A 15,114-nucleotide genomic window follows, 5' to 3' on the forward strand; every position below is an offset into this window, starting at 1 on the left:
GACCATGCAAGACATCCTCATCCATACCGACGCCGGCGTTACCACCCTCACGCTGAACCGTGTCGAGAAAAAGAACTCCTTCACCCAGGCCATGTACGCCGCCTGTGCCGATGCGCTGGAAGCCGCTGCGGCCGATGCCAGCGTGCGCGTGCTGGTGCTGCAGGGCGACGCCACGGTGTTCAGCGCGGGCAATGACATTGGTGACTTCCTCAGCAACGCGCCCAAGGCCCAGGATGCGCCCGTGTTCCGCTTTCTGCGCGCCATTGCCTCCTTCCCCAAGCCCATCGTGGCGGCCGTCTGCGGCCCGGCTGTGGGCATTGGCACCACGCTGCTGTTCCACTGCGATCTCGTCTATGCGGGCGACAACGCGGCCTTCTCCATGCCCTTTGTGAACCTGGGCCTGTGCCCCGAGGCAGCGTCGAGCCTGCTGGTGCCGCAGATGCTGGGCTACCACCGCGCGGCCGAAGCCCTGCTCATGGGCGAGCCCTTCATGGCCGAGGCCGCGCTTGAAGTGGGCCTGGCCAACCGCGTGGTGCCACCCACCGAGGCCAATGGCATCGCCCAGGCCCAGGCCCGCAAGCTGGCCGCCAAGCCTATTGCTTCGCTGATCGAAACGAAACGCCTGCTCAAGAAGGGCCAGATGGAACAAGTGCTGGCGCGCATCGACGAGGAAGCGGTGAGTTTTGGCAAGATGCTGGGCGAACCGGCGGCCAAGGAAGCTTTTTCTGCGTTCATGGAGAAGCGCAAGCCCGACTTCAGTAAAGTCTGATCGTATTTTTGCCAAGCAAGCGCTTGTCAAAAATATAGGGTTTTGCTAAGGTGCGGGGATGACATCCGCCGACGCCCCGATTATTGCTTTTGAGTCTTCCGCCGAGGCGCCTAAGCGTCCCCGCGGCCGCCCGCGCAAGACAGTGGACGAACGCGACGACGGTAACCGCCGCCATGAGCTTCTTGCTGCCGCCGCCCAGCTGTTCCGGCGCAAGGGCTTTGCCGCCACCACCACGCGTGACATTGCCGCGGCGGCGGGCATGCAGAGCGGCTCGCCCTTCTACCATTTCAAGAGCAAGGATGCGCTGCTGTTTGCCGTCATGGAGCAGGGCATGCACACCGCACTGGCCCAGCAGCAGGCTGCCTTTGGCCAGCCCGGCTATGCCGCGCTGCCCCCGGCCGAGCAGTTGCGGGCGCTGGTGCATGCGCACTTCGCGGTGCTGCTGGGGCCGGGCAATGACTTTGTTCCGGTGATGCTCTATGAGTGGCGCTCGCTCAATCTGCGCCAGCGCAAGCTGCTGGCCAAGCTCATTGCCGACTACGAGGCGCTGTGGATGCCGGTGCTCGAAGCCCTGCATGCCCAGGGGCAGCTCAAGGCCCCGGTCAAGCTCGCGCGCCTGCTCATCCTGGGGGCGCTGAATTGGTCGGTGCAATGGTTCGATGCGCGCAAGGGCGCCAGCATGCAAGCGCTGGGCGATGCCGCCGTGTCCCTGTTTCTGAAGGAGTCCTGATGCCCTACGCTTCGGTGTTCGCGCCCGGCCTGTTTGCCGGAAAGGTGGTGGTGGTAACGGGCGGCGGCTCCGGCATAGGCCGTTGCGTTGCGCACGAGCTCACGGCGCTGGGCGCAACCGTGGCGCTGGTGGGGCGCAAGCTGGAAAAGCTGCAGACCGTGCAGGCCGAGATTGCCGAGGACGGTGGCAGCGCCAGCATCCACAGCTGCGACATCCGGCAGGAAGAGGCGGTCAAACAGACCGTGGCCGACATCCTGCAACAGCACGGCCGCATCGACGGCCTGGTGAACAACGCAGGCGGCCAGTACATGACACCGCTGGAAGCCATCAGCGCCAAGGGTTGGGAGGCCGTGGTGCACACCAACCTGACGGGCGGCTTCCTGATGGCGCGCGAGTGCTACACCCAGACCATGGCCAAGCAGGGCGGCGCCATCGTCAACATCGTGGCCGATATGTGGGGTTCCATGCCGGGCATGGGCCACAGCGGTGCGGCGCGTGCGGGCATGGTGAGCTTTACCGAGACTGCCGCCGTGGAGTGGGCCAACCGCGGCGTGCGTGTGAACGCGGTGGCGCCGGGCTATATCGCCTCCAGCGGCATGGACCACTACCCGGCGGAGATGGCGCCCATGGTGCGCGAGATGGCCAAGACCGTGCCTGTGGGCCGCTTTGGCACCGAGGCCGAGACGGCGGCGGGCATTGTGTTTTTGCTGAGCCCTGCGGCCTCCTTCATCAGTGGCACTACCTTGCGTATCGATGGTGCGCGCCCGCAAGCCCGCATGGGCTACCCCATGCGCGTGGCTGACGAGAAGGCCCAGGCGCGCGAGGGGATCAAGCCCTTCAACGGCTTCCACCGCGCGCGCCTGCCCAAGGTGTTCGGAGGGAGCTGAACATGTCGGCCGCCATGGATGACGTGTTTTCGCCCCAAGATATTGCCGCCGTCGAGGACGCGGCGCGCCGCTTCATCCAGACCGAGGTGGCACCCCACCTGGGGGGTTGGGAAGATGCGGGCGAGTTTCCGCGCCACCTCTACGAACGTGCGGCCGATCTGGGCTGGCTGGGGCTGGGCTACCCCGAGGCGCTGGGCGGCACACCCGCACCCTGGGCCTTGCGCAACGCGTTGACCATCGCGCTGGCGCGTGCTGGTGGGAGTGGTGGCCTCATGGCCAGCCTGTTCAGCCACAACATCGGCCTGCCGCCCGTGTTACGCCATGGCTCGGCGGCGCTGCAGGATCAGGTGATTCCGGATGTGCTGGCAGGCCGCAGGATTGCGGCGCTGGCGATTACCGAGCCCGGTGGCGGGACCGATGTGTCCGCCCTCAAGACCACGGCAGTGCGCGACGGCGGCGACTATGTGGTGAACGGAGAAAAAGTCTTCATCACCTCCGGCATGCGGGCAGACTGGATCACCGTGGCCGTGCGTACCGATCCGCAGAACAAAGGGGCCATGGGCATCTCCATGCTCGTGGTGCCGGGCGATGCGCCAGGGTTGTCACGCAGCCCGCTGCGCAAGATGGGCTGGCAGTGCTCGGACACGGCCCAGCTGCGCTTCGACAACGTACGCGTGCCAGTGGCGAATCTGGTGGGTGAGGAGGGTGCGGGTTTCAAGATCATCCTGACCAACTTCAATGGCGAGCGCCTTTCCATGTCGGCCATGGCGCTGGGCTTTGCCGAGTGCTGTTATGACGAGGCGCTCTCCTGGGCGCAGCAGCGCAAGACCTTTGGAACGGCCCTGGTAGACCACCAGGTCATCCGCCACAAGCTGATGGACATGAAGATGCGCATCGAGTCCACACGCGCCTGGCTGCAGGCCGTCAGCGCACGGGCGGATGCCGGCGACCGGGGCGACAAGTCCGCCAAGGGTGCAGAATGGGTGGCTCAGGTCTGTCTGCTCAAGAACCATGCCACGCAGACCATGCAGTTCTGCGCCGACCAGGGCGTGCAGATTCTGGGGGGCATGGGCTTCATGCGCGGCACGGCGTGTGAGCGCATCTACCGCGAGGTCAAGGTCATGATGATTGGCGGCGGGGCCGAAGAGATCATGAAGGAACTGGCATCACGCCAACTGGGAATCTGATGAGCAAAACACCAAATGCCCCCATCGTCTTCGAGCCGGAATTCATTGCGCCGCTGAAGAAAATCTTCGAGGAGTCCATCGCCTTCAATCGCGTGCTGGGGCTTTCCATCGGCAGCATCACGCCCGAACGTGTAGAGGCTTCCATCACCATGAAGCCGGAACTGGTGGGCCACTACAGCTTCAACCGCATCCACGGCGGCGTCATCAGCGCGGGGCTGGACGCCATGGGCGGTCTAGCGGTCATGGCCGCTATCGGTGCACGCCATATGGACGAACCACCGTTGCAGCGCCTGCAACGCTTTGCCAAGCTGGGCACCATCGACCTGCGCATTGACTACCTGCGCCCCGGCATCGGCGAGCACTTCACCCTGCGCGCCGAGGTCATGCGCCTGGGCTCGCGCGTGGCGTCCACGCGCATGGAATTCCTGGGGGCGGACGGCAAGCTGCTCTCCACCGGTTCTGCCGCCTACATCGTCTCCTGATTTGCTATTAATTTGGTAGCTGCTCGCGCACTATCCATGGGGGCTGGGTGCCAGCTTTATTGATGGCTTGAACTGAGGGGGCTTTTCCGTCCACCTCCGGGCTTCAGCCGCGCCCGGCTTGGGCACCATGCGCGCTTGCACGGGGCTTGCCGGCCTCACGAAGGGAGCGTCCATGACAATCACCGCCTGGTCCAGCACAAGTATCAGCAGCAGCCAGACCACCACCCAAACCAGCACACAAAGCACATCCGCCAGCGATCGCCTGGACCCGATTGGTACCGGGCTGCAACGCTCGGGCAACAAGATCCAGACGCAGCTGGATACCGCCTCGGCCAGCCTGTCCACCCTGGGCAAGTTCAAGGCTGCGGTGGCCCAGGCCCAGAGTGCGGCGAAAGTTGTGGCCGACCTCAAGGACAATGCCACGGCCGACGAAGTGAAGGCCGCCATGACCAGCCTGGTGGAGAAATTCAACGCGATGGCGTCGGCCTCTTCCGCCGTGACCACCGACACGAGCGGCGCGTCGCGCATCAGCAAGGCCTTGGTGCGCACCATGGGGGCGGACATGTCCAAGATCAGCAGCCTGCGCAACCTGGGCCTCTCCAAGGGCAGCGACGGCCGCTACACGCTGGACGCGACCAAGCTCGCGACGGCTTACCAGGCGTCGCCCTCCGGCGTGCGGGATACCCTGGACAAGCTGGGCAACCTGATGGACAAGGTGGCGACCAAGGAATTGGCCAGCGACGGCGCGATTGCCCAGACCAGCACGGCGCTGACCAACAAGGCATCGCTGCTGCAGCTGCAGAAAAGCGCCTTGCAGAAGGCCCTGCAGCAATACACCAGCTTTGCGGCCTCGTCGGCCAGCTGAGCACCACGCGCAGCGCCCAAAAAAAAAAGCCACCTTCCGGTGGCTTTTTTGTTGCTGCAACAGGGCTTACTTCTTCGCGGGTGTGCCACCCATGTAGTCAGACACAACCTTCCATTTGCCGTCGGTGATTTGCGACAGCCGCGCTGCATCGCTGCCCAGGCGCTTGGTGGCACTGAAGGTCTGCACGGGTGCACCGAACATGTCTGCCGGAATGGTCAGGGTGTCCATCACCTTGATGAAGCTGTCGCTGCTCAGGTTCTTGCCCGCCTTGTTGGCCACCGAGGCAAAGGTGTTGATGATCATGTAGCCGTAGACCGAGAAGACGGTGGGGTCTTCGCTGAACTTGGTCTTGTACTTGTTGGCCCAGAAGCGAATGGCGGGAGATTGCTCATCCGTATAGGGGTTTTGTACCGTCATGGTGGCGTACAGGCCGTCCATGGCCTTGCCGCCGATCTTGTGGATCAGGTCGGTATAGGCGGCGCTGGAGCCCAGGAAGGTGGGGTTGTAGCCCAGCTTGCGCGCGGTACCGATGGCGCCGATGGTCTCGCGGATGATGGTGCCCAGCACGATGAAGTCGCAGCCGCTGGACTGCATCTTGGCGACCTGGGAGGAGAAGTCGGTGGCGCCGCGCTTGTACGAGGTCTTCTCGGCGAATTCCATGCCGATGGTCTTGAGACCGTCCTCGCCGCCCTTGAGCACTTCCAGGCCGAAGTCGTCGTCCTGGTACAGGGTGCAGACCTTCTTGGCGCCCTTTTCCTTCACCAGCTTGGGCGTGGCCAGGCGGATCTGGTCGTAATAGGGGGCGGCAAAGGAGTACTTGAGCTTGTGGAAGGGCTCGTACATTTCGCGCGCAGCGGTGATGGGGAAGAAGTTGATGACATTCTTCTCGAATTGCACGGGCATGGCGGCCATATTCTGGGCGGTGCCGATGTGACCCACCATCATGAAGATCTTGTCCTGATTGACCAGTTTCTGTGCCGCGAGCACTGCCTTCTTGGGGTCGTAGCCTGAGTCTTCCACATTGAGCTTGAGTTTGCGGCCGTTGATGCCGCCTTGCTCGTTGATCTCGTCCACGGCCAGCAGCATGCCGGCGCGTGCCTGTTTGCCAAAGCCCGCTAGTGGGCCGGAAAGGTCCTGGATGGAGCCCAGCAGGATCTCGTCTTTGCCAACGCCTTGCTGGGCGCTGGCCAGCGTCGCGCCCAGGGCCAGGGTGGCCAGCGCGATGGTGGTACGCAGTTTCATGGTCATGTCTCCTCGTTGTTGAAAGGTGTGCTGATGGCGCGGCCGCGCTTCAGCGATACATCGCCTCTATCTGGGCTTCGTATTTCTTCTCCACCAGCTTGCGTTTGAGCTTCATGGTGGGGGTGAGTTCCTCGTCTTCGGCGGTGAGCTGGTTCTCCAGCAGGAAGAACTTCTTGATCTGCTCCACGCGGGCGAACTTCTTGTTGACCCGGTCCAGCTCGGCCTGGATCAGCGCCTGCACCTCGGCCGCGCGCGTGAGCGAGGCGTAGTTGCTGAAGGGAATGTCGGCATCCTGGGCAAACTTCTCCACGTTCTCCTGGTCGATCATGACGATGACCGTGAGGTAGGCGCGCTTGTCACCGATCACCACCGCGTCGGTGATATAGGGCGAGAACTTGAGGTCGTTCTCCAGCTCGCTGGGTGTGATGTTCTTGCCGCCGGCCGTGATGATGATGTCCTTCATGCGGTCGGTGATGCGGAAGTAGCCTTCCGCGTCCACCACGCCCACATCACCCGTGTGCAGCCAGCCTTCGGCGTCGATGGTCTCGGCGGTCTTTTCGGGCAGGTTGAGGTAGCCCGCAAACACGTTCTTGCCGCGTACCAGGATCTCGCCCGTGGCCGGGTCCAGCTTCACTTCGTTGAAGCCCGCCGCGGGCCCGATGGAGCCGGGCTTGATCTTGTCGGCCGGCACGCCGGTGGAGGCGCCGCAGGTCTCTGTCATGCCCCACACCTCCAACATGGGCACGCCCAGCGCCAGGTACCACTTCACCAGATCGGGGGAAATGGGCGCCGCGCCGGTTACCAGAAACCGCGCGCGGTGGATGCCGATGAGCTTGCGCACATTGTTGAGCGCCAGCCACTGGGCCAGGCGGAACTGCAGCTTGAGCCCGGCCCCCACGGGCTGGCCGGCCAAAACCCGCTCGGAGATGCGGGTGCCCACGCCAATGCCCCAGCCGTAGACGGCCTGTTGCAGCCAGCCGGCTTCCTTGAGCGCAATCATCACGCCCGAGTAGAACTTTTCCCAGACGCGCGGCACGGCAGTGAACACCGTGGGCGCGATCTCGCGCACGTTCTCGGGAATGGTCTCGGGGTTCTCCACGAAGTTGAGCTTGGAGCCGGTGTAGAGCGCGAAGTACTCGCCGCCCATGCGCTCGGCAATATGGCACAGCGGCAGAAAACAAATGCGCTCATCGTTTTCGTCTTGCGCCACCAGCGTGTTGTAGCCGCGCACGGTGTAGACCAAGCCCTGGTGCAGGTGCATGGCACCCTTGGGCTTGCCGGTGGTGCCCGAGGTGTAGACCAGGATGGCGAGGTCCTCGGGCTGGCAGGTGTGCACCCGCTGCTGCACGGCTTGCGGATGGGTGGCGTTGTAGGCGCGGCCCAGCGCACGCAGCGCCTCCAGGCTCAACACGCCGGGTTCGTCCAGGCCGCGCAGACCCTCCATGTCAAAGACCACGATGGTGCGCAGCGTGGGGCACTGGTCGCGTACTTCCAGCGCCTTGTCGAGCTGCTCGTCGTCCTCTACAAACAGCACACTGGTGCCGGAGTCGGTGCACAGGTACTGCACCTGGCTGGGCGCGTCGGTGGGGTAGATGCCATTGGAGACACCGCCAGCCGAGAGAATGCCTAGGTCCGCCCAGACCCACTCGACCACGGTATTGGCCAGTATCGAGGCAGTGTCGCCTTTCTGGAAGCCCAGGCTCATGAGGCCGCCAGCAATTTCGGCCACGGCATCGGCCGTCTGTTGCCAGGTCCAACTGCGCCACAAGCCCAGGTGCTTTTGCCGCAGCCAGACATTGGGGCCGCGTTTTTCGACGGCATTCCAGAACATGGCCGGAATGGTCTCGCCCGCCATGGCAATGCCTTGTTGCGGCTTGATGTGTGAGGTGTCCCAGAGGCCGGTCATGCTGCCGTCCTTAACGTGCTACAGCCAAGTAGCTCGGAGGGAAAGGCAATTTGCCGCAGGGCCGCCCCAAGGCAAATTAGCCCCCTCGGGGGGCAGCGACCCGCGAAGCGGCGGAGCGTGGGGGTCATATTCATCTCCAGGTCTTCTTTTTCTTCCAGCGCCGCTCGCCGCGCACGCCCGTTTCCTTCATGCCGAGGTAGAACTCCTTGATGTCGTCCTTCTCGCGCAGGTGGGCGCAGGTGTCTTCCATGACGATGCGGCCGTTCTCCAGCACATAGCCGTAGTCCGAAGCGTTGAGCGCCATGTTGGCGTTCTGTTCGACTAGCAGGATGGTGGTGCCGCGCTCGCGATTGATGCGCACCACGATCTCGAAGATCTCCTTGGTGAGCTTGGGGCTGAGGCCCAGGCTGGGCTCGTCCAGCAGGATCAGGTCGGGGTTGGCCATGAGTGCGCGGCTGATGGCCAGCATCTGCTGCTGCCCGCCCGAGAGCAGGCCCGCGTCCTGCGTGGCGCGCTCCTTGAGGATGGGGAAATAGCCGTAGACCGTCTCGATGTCCTTGGCCACGCCATCGCGGTCCGGCCGGGTGTAGGCGCCCATGAGCAGGTTGTCGCGCACGGACAGCAGGGGAAACACCTCGCGCCCCTCGGGCACATGGCTCAGGCCTTCCTCGACGATATAGGCCGGGTCCTGCGCGGTGATGTCCTCGCCCTTGAACTCCACCGAGCCCTTGCGCGGATCGATGATGCCGGAGATGGTCTTGAGGATGGTGGTCTTGCCCGCGCCATTGCTGCCCAGCACGGTGGCGATCTCGCCGCGCCGCACCTGCAGGCTCACGCCGCGTATCGCCTTGATCGGGCCGTAGGCACTCTCCACATTAAGCAGCTTGAGCACAGGCTGGTCGCTTATGGGGGGCGGCTGGGTGCTCATGCGGCCTCCACGGTGTTTTGCCGGCGCAGGGAGGACACGTCGTCGATGGAGCCCAGATAGGCCTCCACCACGCCGGGGTCGGTCTGTACCTCGCGCGGTGTGCCCATGGCCAGTACCTCGCCCTGGTTCATCGCCAGCACGCGGTCACTGACCTTGGAGACCAAGCTCATGTCGTGTTCCACCATGAGCACGGTGATGCCCAGCTCGTTCTTGATGTCCTGGATCCAGAAGGCCATGTCGTCGGTTTCTTCCACATTCAGGCCGCTGGAGGGTTCATCCAGCAGCAACAGACGCGGCTCGGTACACAGTGCGCGCGCCATCTCCACCACCTTGCGCACGCCGTAAGGCAGGCCGGCCACCATGGAGTCGCGATGGTGCTGCAGGTCCAGGAACTCGATGACTTCCTCCGCCTTTTCACGGGCGCGCAACTCGGCCTCACGGGCTTTGGCGGTGAAGAAGATGTCTTGCCACAGCCCGGTCTGGCGGTGCGTGTGGCGACCGATGAGCAGGTTGTGCAGCACGCTGGCGTGCTCGAAGAGCTCGATGTTCTGGAAGGTACGTGCAATGCCCAGCGAGGCCACGTCCTGCGGGGGCTGCGCGGTGAGCTTGAGCGGTCCTTGCGGGCCCAGGTAGTCGATGCTGCCGGTGGTGGGCGTGTAGATGCGGCTGATGAGGTTGAACACCGTGGTCTTGCCGGCGCCATTGGGGCCGATGAGGGTGAACACCTCGCCCTGCTTGACCTCGAAGCTCACGTTGTTGACCGCCAGCACGCCGCCAAAGCGCACGCTGAGGTTTTGGGCAGAAAGCAATGTGTCGGGGGTCATTTCAGTCTGTCCGATTTCTGGAACGATTTCTGGCGCTTGAACATGCCCTTGCGGTAGAAGGGGAACATCTGCAGGTAGGTGCGCACCTTGAGCCAGCGGCCGTACAGGCCCAGCGGCTCGAACAGCACAAAGGCGATCAGCATGCTGCCGTAGATCACGCTCTTGAGCCCCGGGGCCTGGCCAACGACTTCGGGCAGGAATTCCTTGATGGCCGAGATGCCCTGCGGCAGGATGATCAGGAAGATGGCGCCCAGGAACACGCCGTGGATGGAGCCCAGTCCGCCAATGACGATCATGAGCAGCAGGTCGATGGACTGCATCAGGTTGAACTGGTCGGGCGAGATGAAGCGCAGATTGTGTGCATACAGCGCGCCGGCCACGCCCGCCAAGGCCGCCGAGATGGCGAAGGACAGGGTCTTGTAATAGGCCAGGTGGATGCCCATGCTCTGCGCCGAGATTTCCGAATCGCGGATGGCGACAAAGGCCCGGCCGGTGGGCGCGCGCAGCAGGTTGAGAATGCCCAGCGTGGCGGCGATGGTGACCAGCAGGCAGACAAAGTAGAAGCCGGTGCCACTGCCCAAGTCGTAGCCCATGAACTGGATGGCGTTGACGGATTTGCCTGCGTTGCCACCGGTGACAGATTCCCAGCGCGCAAACACCTCTTCGATGATGAAGCCGAAGGACAGCGTGGCCATGCCCAAGTAAATGCCCTTGAGTCGCAGCGCGGGCAGGCCCACCACGATGCCGATCAGCGCCGACAGAAAGCCCGACACCGCCAGCGACAGCAGGAAGGGCAGGCCCGCTGCCGTGAGGTAGGCCTGGGTATAGGCGCCCACGCCCAGAAAGGCGGCATGGCCCAGCGAGAACTGGCCGGTAAAGCCCGCCAGAAGCATCAGCCCCAGGCCGGCGATGGCGTAGATCAGCACGAGGATGAGCTGCGCCAGGCTGTACTCGGTCAGCAGCCAGGGGGCAGCCGCCAGAAACAGCAGCAGCGCGCTGTACCAGAACACATGGCCACCATGCTTGGCCAGGCGGATGTCCTGCGCGTAGTTCGTTTTGAAGATGAAGCGCATCAGACTTTTTTCCGCAGTTTTTCGCCGAACAGGCCGTTGGGCTTGACCATCAGCATGACGAGCACCACCACATAGGCGGCGGTGTCCTTGAAGCCGTCAGGCAGGTAAAAGCCGGCGAAGGATTCGACCAGGCCGATGACCAGCCCGCCCACGATGGCGCCGGGCAGGCTGCCAAAGCCTCCCACCACGGCGGCAGGGAAGGCCTTGAGCCCAATGAAGCCCATGTTGGCGTGCACAAAAGTGATGGGGGCGAGCAGGATGCCGGCAATGGCCGCGACCGCAGCAGCCAGACCCCAGGCCAGGCCGTTGAGGCGCTGCACCGGAATGCCCATGTAGTAAGCAGCCAGCTGGTTTTGCGAGGCGGCCTGCATGGCGATGCCCAGCTTGCTGTAGCGGAACAGCGCAAACAGCAAGGCGCAGAGGGTGCCGGTGGCGCCGATGATGGCGAGGTGTTCCAGGTTGAGGATCAGTGCGCCCACACCCATCTCGTTGCCACCGAACTTGAGGATCTCGTCCTTGTAGGGCACGGGCAGGGCGTTGGTGTCGGTGCCCATGCCGGGCACCATGGTGATGAGGCCGCGCGCCACGTAGCCGATGCCGATGGTCAGCATGACGATGGAGAAGGCAGGCTGGCCCAGCACGGGGCGGATGACGATGCGTTCGAGCAGGATGCCGAAGACCACCATGGCCACAATGGCGCAGGGCACGGCCACCCAGTAGGGAAAGCCCAGCAGCGTCATGCCAGCCAGGCCGCCAAAAGCGCCCAGCATCATCAGTTCCCCTTGGGCAAAACTGACGGTCTCGGTCGCCTTGTAGATGAGCACGAAGCCCAGTGCGATCAGCCCGTAAATGCACCCTTGTGCCACGCCGCTGATCAGCAATTGAAGGAACTGCACCTTGCCTCCTTGTGTTGTGCAGTTCGGTTATAGCGGGAGCCCTCTGATTCACCGATAGGGTTCTCACTGATCTCGTTCTCCCTAGGCGCAGGGCTATTCCATCAGTCCGCGTAGGGCTTTCTGATTTTCAGCGAATCGGTCTGTAGGCCCCGTAAATATTGCGCCAGAAGCTATATAAAAAATAGCATCACAGTGTGCGGACCGGTATCTCTCGGGGCTGTCCTTTGTCATCAATCGCCACATAGGTCAGTGACGCCTCGGTGACTTTGATGTACTGCCCCTGGGTGCGGAAACGCTCGGCATAGACCTCCACCTTCACGGTGATGGAGGTGCGGCCAATGCGGCTGACCTTGCTGAAGAAACTCAGGATGTCGCCCACGCGCACGGGTTGTTTGAAGACGAACTCGTTGACCGCGACCGTGGCCATGCGGCCCTGGGTATAGCGGGCCGGCAGTACGGAGCCGGCCAGGTCGACTTGGGCCATGACCCAGCCGCCGAAGATGTCGCCGTTGGCATTGCAGTCGCCGGGCATGGGGATGACTTTGAGCACCAACTCCTGGTCCTGGGGCAATTGGACGAGTAGGGGACTTGAATTGGTAGACATGGGCACAATCCTGACTAAAGATAACTAGCTCCGATTGTCCCCCATGCGTTCCTCCGCCCTCCCTGCCGCCGCCGCGCCCGCCACCGCGAGCGGCAGCGTCCCGCGTTCCGACTGGGACACCCTGCGCCGCCTCTTTCCTTATCTCTGGGCCTACAAGTGGCGGGTCATGGCGGCGCTGGCTTTCATGGTGGGGGCCAAGGTGGCCAATGTGAGCGTGCCGGTGCTGCTCAAGAACCTCGTCGACGCCATGACCCTCAAGCCCGGCGACCCGACCGCGCTGCTGGTCGTGCCCGTGGCGCTGTTGTTCGGCTATGGCGCGCTGCGCCTGTCTACTTCCTTGTTTGCCGAGTTGCGCGAGCTGGTCTTTGCCAAGGCTACCGAAGGGGCGTCTCGCTCCATCAGCCTGCAGGTGTTCCGCCACCTGCACGCCCTGAGTCTGCGTTTTCATCTGGAGCGCCAGACCGGTGGCATGACGCGCGACATCGAGCGCGGCACCCGCGGTGTCCATTCGCTCATCAGCTACTCGCTCTACAGCATCATCCCCACCCTCATCGAGGTGGTGCTGGTGCTCACGCTGCTGGCTGTCAAGTTCGACGTCTGGTTCGCATGGATCACCGGCGCGGCCCTGGTGCTCTACATCATCTTCACCGTCACGGTGACCGAGTGGCGCAGCCAGTTCCGCAAGAAGATGAACGACCTCGACAGCACGGCCCACAGCCGTGCCATCGACTCGCTGCTGAACTATGAGACGGTCAAGTACTTCAACAATGAGGCCTTCGAGGCGCAGCGCTACGACGAAAACCTGGAGCGCTACCGCCGTGCCGCCATCAAGAGCCAGACCACGCTGTCCCTGCTCAACACCGGTCAGCAGCTCATCATTGCCACGGCACTGGTCACCATGCTGTGGCGCGCCACGCAAGGCGTGGTGGACGGACGCATGACGCTGGGCGACCTGGTCATGGTCAACGCCTTCATGATCCAGCTCTACATCCCGCTCAACTTCCTGGGCGTGATCTACCGGGAGATCAAACAGAGCCTGACTGACCTGGAAAAGATGTTCGGCCTGCTGGAGCGCGAGCGCGAGATTGCTGATGCCCCGGGCGCGCAGGCACTGCAGCTTGCGGCCGATGGCAGTGATGCCACAGTGCGCTTTGAGGACGTGACCTTTGCCTACGACCCGGTAGCCCAGCCGGTGCGCACCATCCTGCATGGCATCAGCTTCGAGATTCCGGCGGGCAAGACCGTGGCCGTGGTCGGTCCCAGCGGCTCGGGCAAGTCCACCCTGGCGCGGTTGCTGTTCCGCTTCTATGACGTGGGCGCATCGGCGGCGGGTGGCGTGGGCTGCGGGCGCATCACCATCGCCGGCCAGGACATTCGCCAGGTCACCCAGTCCAGCGTGCGCCAGGCCATAGGCATCGTGCCGCAGGACACGGTGCTCTTCAACGACACGGTGGAATACAACATCGCCTACGGCCGCCCCGGCGCCTCGCGCAGTGAGGTGGAGGCCGCAGCTCGTGCCGCCCATATCCACGGGTTCATTAGCGCCACGCCCAAAGGCTACGAGACCATGGTGGGCGAGCGCGGCCTCAAGCTCAGCGGAGGCGAGAAGCAGCGCGTGGCGATCGCGCGCACCCTGCTCAAGAACCCGCCCATCATGATCTTCGACGAGGCCACCAGCGCACTGGACAGCGCCAACGAACGCGCCATCCAGGCCGAGCTGCAGGGTGTGTCGCAGAACCGAACCACGCTGGTCATTGCGCACCGCCTCTCCACCGTGGTGGATGCGCACGAGATCCTGGTCATGGATGCCGGCCACATCGTCGAGCGCGGCACCCACGCCCAGCTGCTGGCCGCCAATGGCCGGTACGCCGCCATGTGGGCCTTGCAGCAGAGTTCGGAGTAGTTTTAATAAATGCAGCTCTAGCCCTCGTAGTCATTGCGCGAGCAGCTCCGTAATTGATAGCATGCCCGCCGCGTCAAAGGTCTTGTGCGGCGCCCTTACACTTTGGGCCGCGGCCCCCGGGGCCTTTCCTGTTCTCCCTTTCTCTTTCCCTCCATGGATCTTCTCCTGTTTGTCGCGCTGGTACTGGGCGTGCTGGTGCTCAAGACGCGCGAGCAGCGCGTCCGCATTGCCTTGCTGGGCCGGCACCTCGCGCGCTACGACATCGAACAGCTCATGGAAGGCCTGACCGAGGGCTACCTGCGCGCCTTGGGCGAAACGGATATCACGCGCCAGAACCAGGTCTGGAGCTTTCTGGCGGTGCAGGAGGAGCGCCTGCGCGACCAGTTCCAGTCCTTTGCCAATGACGTGGCGCAGGAAGATGCGGCCGCCACCCGCATCAGCACCCTGCCCGTGGCCCTGCCGCTGGCCACTGTCTGGATGCCGGGCGCCAGTTTTGACCTGCGCGAGGCCCTGGCCCTGCATGCCCGTGCCATCGCCCAGGCCATGGACAACCGGGAGCAGCGCAGCCAGAAAGCCAGGGCCTTCACCCTGTCGGCCGAGCTCTTCCTCATGCAGCACACCTGCCACTGGTTCTGCCGTTCCAAGGCCGTGGCCTCGGCGCGGCTGCTGGCGCGGCATCAGACACCCTACGCACAGGTGCTGGCTTCCGTCGCACCTGCTACACGTACTGCCTACGCCGCCCTGACGGGGCAGGGCGTCAAAGCGTGAAGCCTCTGCGGTCGCAGGCGCCGGGTGGCCGGTGGTCGCCACATGGCGGC

15 protein-coding genes are annotated in these 15,114 nt (G+C 63.8%); 8 read left to right on the forward strand and 7 right to left on the reverse strand.

The annotated features are described in order from the left end of the window. The first annotated feature begins 4 nt into the window (after positions 1–4). From AC1RNN_RS11185 to AC1RNN_RS11210, 6 genes are all read left to right on the forward strand, one after another. Positions 5–769 (forward strand): enoyl-CoA hydratase, encoded by a 765-nt coding sequence (locus AC1RNN_RS11185; protein WP_493089327.1) that lies wholly within the window; start codon positions 5–7, stop codon positions 767–769. A 58-nt stretch (positions 770–827) separates the two neighbouring features. Next, positions 828–1,499 carry a TetR/AcrR family transcriptional regulator gene (locus tag AC1RNN_RS11190; RefSeq protein ID WP_493089326.1) on the forward strand — a complete coding sequence of 224 codons (672 nt, stop codon included), beginning with the start codon at positions 828–830 and terminating at the stop codon, positions 1,497–1,499. After that, on the forward strand, positions 1,499–2,386 hold the full coding sequence (locus AC1RNN_RS11195; RefSeq protein ID WP_493089324.1) for an SDR family oxidoreductase: 888 nt from the start codon (positions 1,499–1,501) through the stop codon (positions 2,384–2,386). The genes AC1RNN_RS11190 and AC1RNN_RS11195 overlap by 1 nt, the downstream gene beginning before the upstream one ends. Before the next feature lie 2 nt (positions 2,387–2,388). Continuing rightward, positions 2,389–3,573 carry an acyl-CoA dehydrogenase family protein gene (locus AC1RNN_RS11200; RefSeq protein ID WP_493089323.1) on the forward strand — a complete coding sequence of 395 codons (1,185 nt, stop codon included), beginning with the start codon at positions 2,389–2,391 and terminating at the stop codon, positions 3,571–3,573. Further along, on the forward strand, positions 3,573–4,055 hold the full coding sequence (locus AC1RNN_RS11205; RefSeq protein ID WP_493089321.1) for a thioesterase family protein: 483 nt from the start codon (positions 3,573–3,575) through the stop codon (positions 4,053–4,055). The genes AC1RNN_RS11200 and AC1RNN_RS11205 overlap by 1 nt, the downstream gene beginning before the upstream one ends. A gap of 172 nt (positions 4,056–4,227) precedes the next feature. Beyond that, the gene (locus AC1RNN_RS11210) at positions 4,228–4,920 is read left to right on the forward strand and encodes a hypothetical protein (protein WP_493089320.1); all 693 of its coding nucleotides are present in this window, start codon (positions 4,228–4,230) and stop codon (positions 4,918–4,920) included. A 66-nt stretch (positions 4,921–4,986) separates the two neighbouring features. Here AC1RNN_RS11210 and AC1RNN_RS11215 read toward each other — a convergent pair whose 3' ends face one another. The 7 genes from AC1RNN_RS11215 to AC1RNN_RS11245 form a co-directional block, all read right to left on the reverse strand. Next, positions 4,987–6,162 (reverse strand): ABC transporter substrate-binding protein, encoded by a 1,176-nt coding sequence (locus AC1RNN_RS11215; protein WP_493089319.1) that lies wholly within the window; start codon positions 6,160–6,162, stop codon positions 4,987–4,989. A gap of 49 nt (positions 6,163–6,211) precedes the next feature. Further along, complete coding sequence (locus AC1RNN_RS11220) at positions 6,212–8,068, reverse strand: AMP-dependent synthetase/ligase (RefSeq protein ID WP_493089317.1); 1,857 nt, start codon at positions 8,066–8,068, stop codon at positions 6,212–6,214. Positions 8,069–8,198: 130 nt separating this feature from the next. Then, positions 8,199–8,996, reverse strand: a complete 798-nt coding sequence (locus AC1RNN_RS11225; RefSeq protein WP_493089315.1) for an ABC transporter ATP-binding protein — start codon at positions 8,994–8,996, stop codon at positions 8,199–8,201. Next, positions 8,993–9,820 (reverse strand): ABC transporter ATP-binding protein, encoded by an 828-nt coding sequence (locus AC1RNN_RS11230; RefSeq protein ID WP_493089314.1) that lies wholly within the window; start codon positions 9,818–9,820, stop codon positions 8,993–8,995. Before AC1RNN_RS11230 ends, AC1RNN_RS11225 begins: the two co-directional genes overlap by 4 nt. Beyond that, positions 9,817–10,893: a branched-chain amino acid ABC transporter permease gene (locus tag AC1RNN_RS11235; protein WP_493089313.1), complete on the reverse strand. Its 1,077-nt coding sequence runs from the start codon at positions 10,891–10,893 to the stop codon at positions 9,817–9,819. The genes AC1RNN_RS11230 and AC1RNN_RS11235 overlap by 4 nt, the downstream gene beginning before the upstream one ends. Beyond that, positions 10,893–11,789 carry a branched-chain amino acid ABC transporter permease gene (locus tag AC1RNN_RS11240; RefSeq protein WP_493089312.1) on the reverse strand — a complete coding sequence of 299 codons (897 nt, stop codon included), beginning with the start codon at positions 11,787–11,789 and terminating at the stop codon, positions 10,893–10,895. The genes AC1RNN_RS11235 and AC1RNN_RS11240 overlap by 1 nt, the downstream gene beginning before the upstream one ends. A 187-nt stretch (positions 11,790–11,976) precedes the next feature. Continuing rightward, complete coding sequence (locus AC1RNN_RS11245; RefSeq protein ID WP_493089310.1) at positions 11,977–12,393, reverse strand: acyl-CoA thioesterase; 417 nt, start codon at positions 12,391–12,393, stop codon at positions 11,977–11,979. A 43-nt stretch (positions 12,394–12,436) separates the two neighbouring features. On the opposite strand from AC1RNN_RS11245, the gene AC1RNN_RS11250 reads away from it, so the two are divergent. Then, a complete protein-coding gene (locus AC1RNN_RS11250) occupies positions 12,437–14,296 on the forward strand; it encodes an ABCB family ABC transporter ATP-binding protein/permease (protein WP_493089309.1) in 1,860 nt (619 codons plus the stop codon). A gap of 153 nt (positions 14,297–14,449) precedes the next feature. Beyond that, positions 14,450–15,064: a hypothetical protein gene (locus tag AC1RNN_RS11255; protein ID WP_493089308.1), complete on the forward strand. Its 615-nt coding sequence runs from the start codon at positions 14,450–14,452 to the stop codon at positions 15,062–15,064. Positions 15,065–15,114: the final 50 nt, after the last annotated feature.

The sequence above is a fragment of the Rhodoferax sp. GW822-FHT02D07 genome, from assembly GCF_058802405.1.

Excerpts from the sequence above, each read along its gene's own strand:
- AC1RNN_RS11185 (WP_493089327.1), top strand. The coding sequence starts at position 5 with ATGCAAGACATCCTCATCCATACCGACGCCGGCGTTACCACCCTCACG.
- AC1RNN_RS11190 (WP_493089326.1), top strand. The coding sequence starts at position 828 with ATGACATCCGCCGACGCCCCGATTATTGCTTTTGAGTCTTCCGCCGAG.
- AC1RNN_RS11195 (WP_493089324.1), top strand. The coding sequence starts at position 1,499 with ATGCCCTACGCTTCGGTGTTCGCGCCCGGCCTGTTTGCCGGAAAGGTG.
- AC1RNN_RS11200 (WP_493089323.1), top strand. The coding sequence starts at position 2,389 with ATGTCGGCCGCCATGGATGACGTGTTTTCGCCCCAAGATATTGCCGCC.
- AC1RNN_RS11205 (WP_493089321.1), top strand. The coding sequence starts at position 3,573 with ATGAGCAAAACACCAAATGCCCCCATCGTCTTCGAGCCGGAATTCATT.
- AC1RNN_RS11210 (WP_493089320.1), top strand. The coding sequence starts at position 4,228 with ATGACAATCACCGCCTGGTCCAGCACAAGTATCAGCAGCAGCCAGACC.
- AC1RNN_RS11215 (WP_493089319.1), bottom strand. The coding sequence starts at position 6,162 with ATGAAACTGCGTACCACCATCGCGCTGGCCACCCTGGCCCTGGGCGCG.
- AC1RNN_RS11220 (WP_493089317.1), bottom strand. The coding sequence starts at position 8,068 with ATGACCGGCCTCTGGGACACCTCACACATCAAGCCGCAACAAGGCATT.
- AC1RNN_RS11225 (WP_493089315.1), bottom strand. The coding sequence starts at position 8,996 with ATGAGCACCCAGCCGCCCCCCATAAGCGACCAGCCTGTGCTCAAGCTG.
- AC1RNN_RS11230 (WP_493089314.1), bottom strand. The coding sequence starts at position 9,820 with ATGACCCCCGACACATTGCTTTCTGCCCAAAACCTCAGCGTGCGCTTT.
- AC1RNN_RS11235 (WP_493089313.1), bottom strand. The coding sequence starts at position 10,893 with ATGCGCTTCATCTTCAAAACGAACTACGCGCAGGACATCCGCCTGGCC.
- AC1RNN_RS11245 (WP_493089310.1), bottom strand. The coding sequence starts at position 12,393 with ATGTCTACCAATTCAAGTCCCCTACTCGTCCAATTGCCCCAGGACCAG.
- AC1RNN_RS11250 (WP_493089309.1), top strand. The coding sequence starts at position 12,437 with ATGCGTTCCTCCGCCCTCCCTGCCGCCGCCGCGCCCGCCACCGCGAGC.
- AC1RNN_RS11255 (WP_493089308.1), top strand. The coding sequence starts at position 14,450 with ATGGATCTTCTCCTGTTTGTCGCGCTGGTACTGGGCGTGCTGGTGCTC.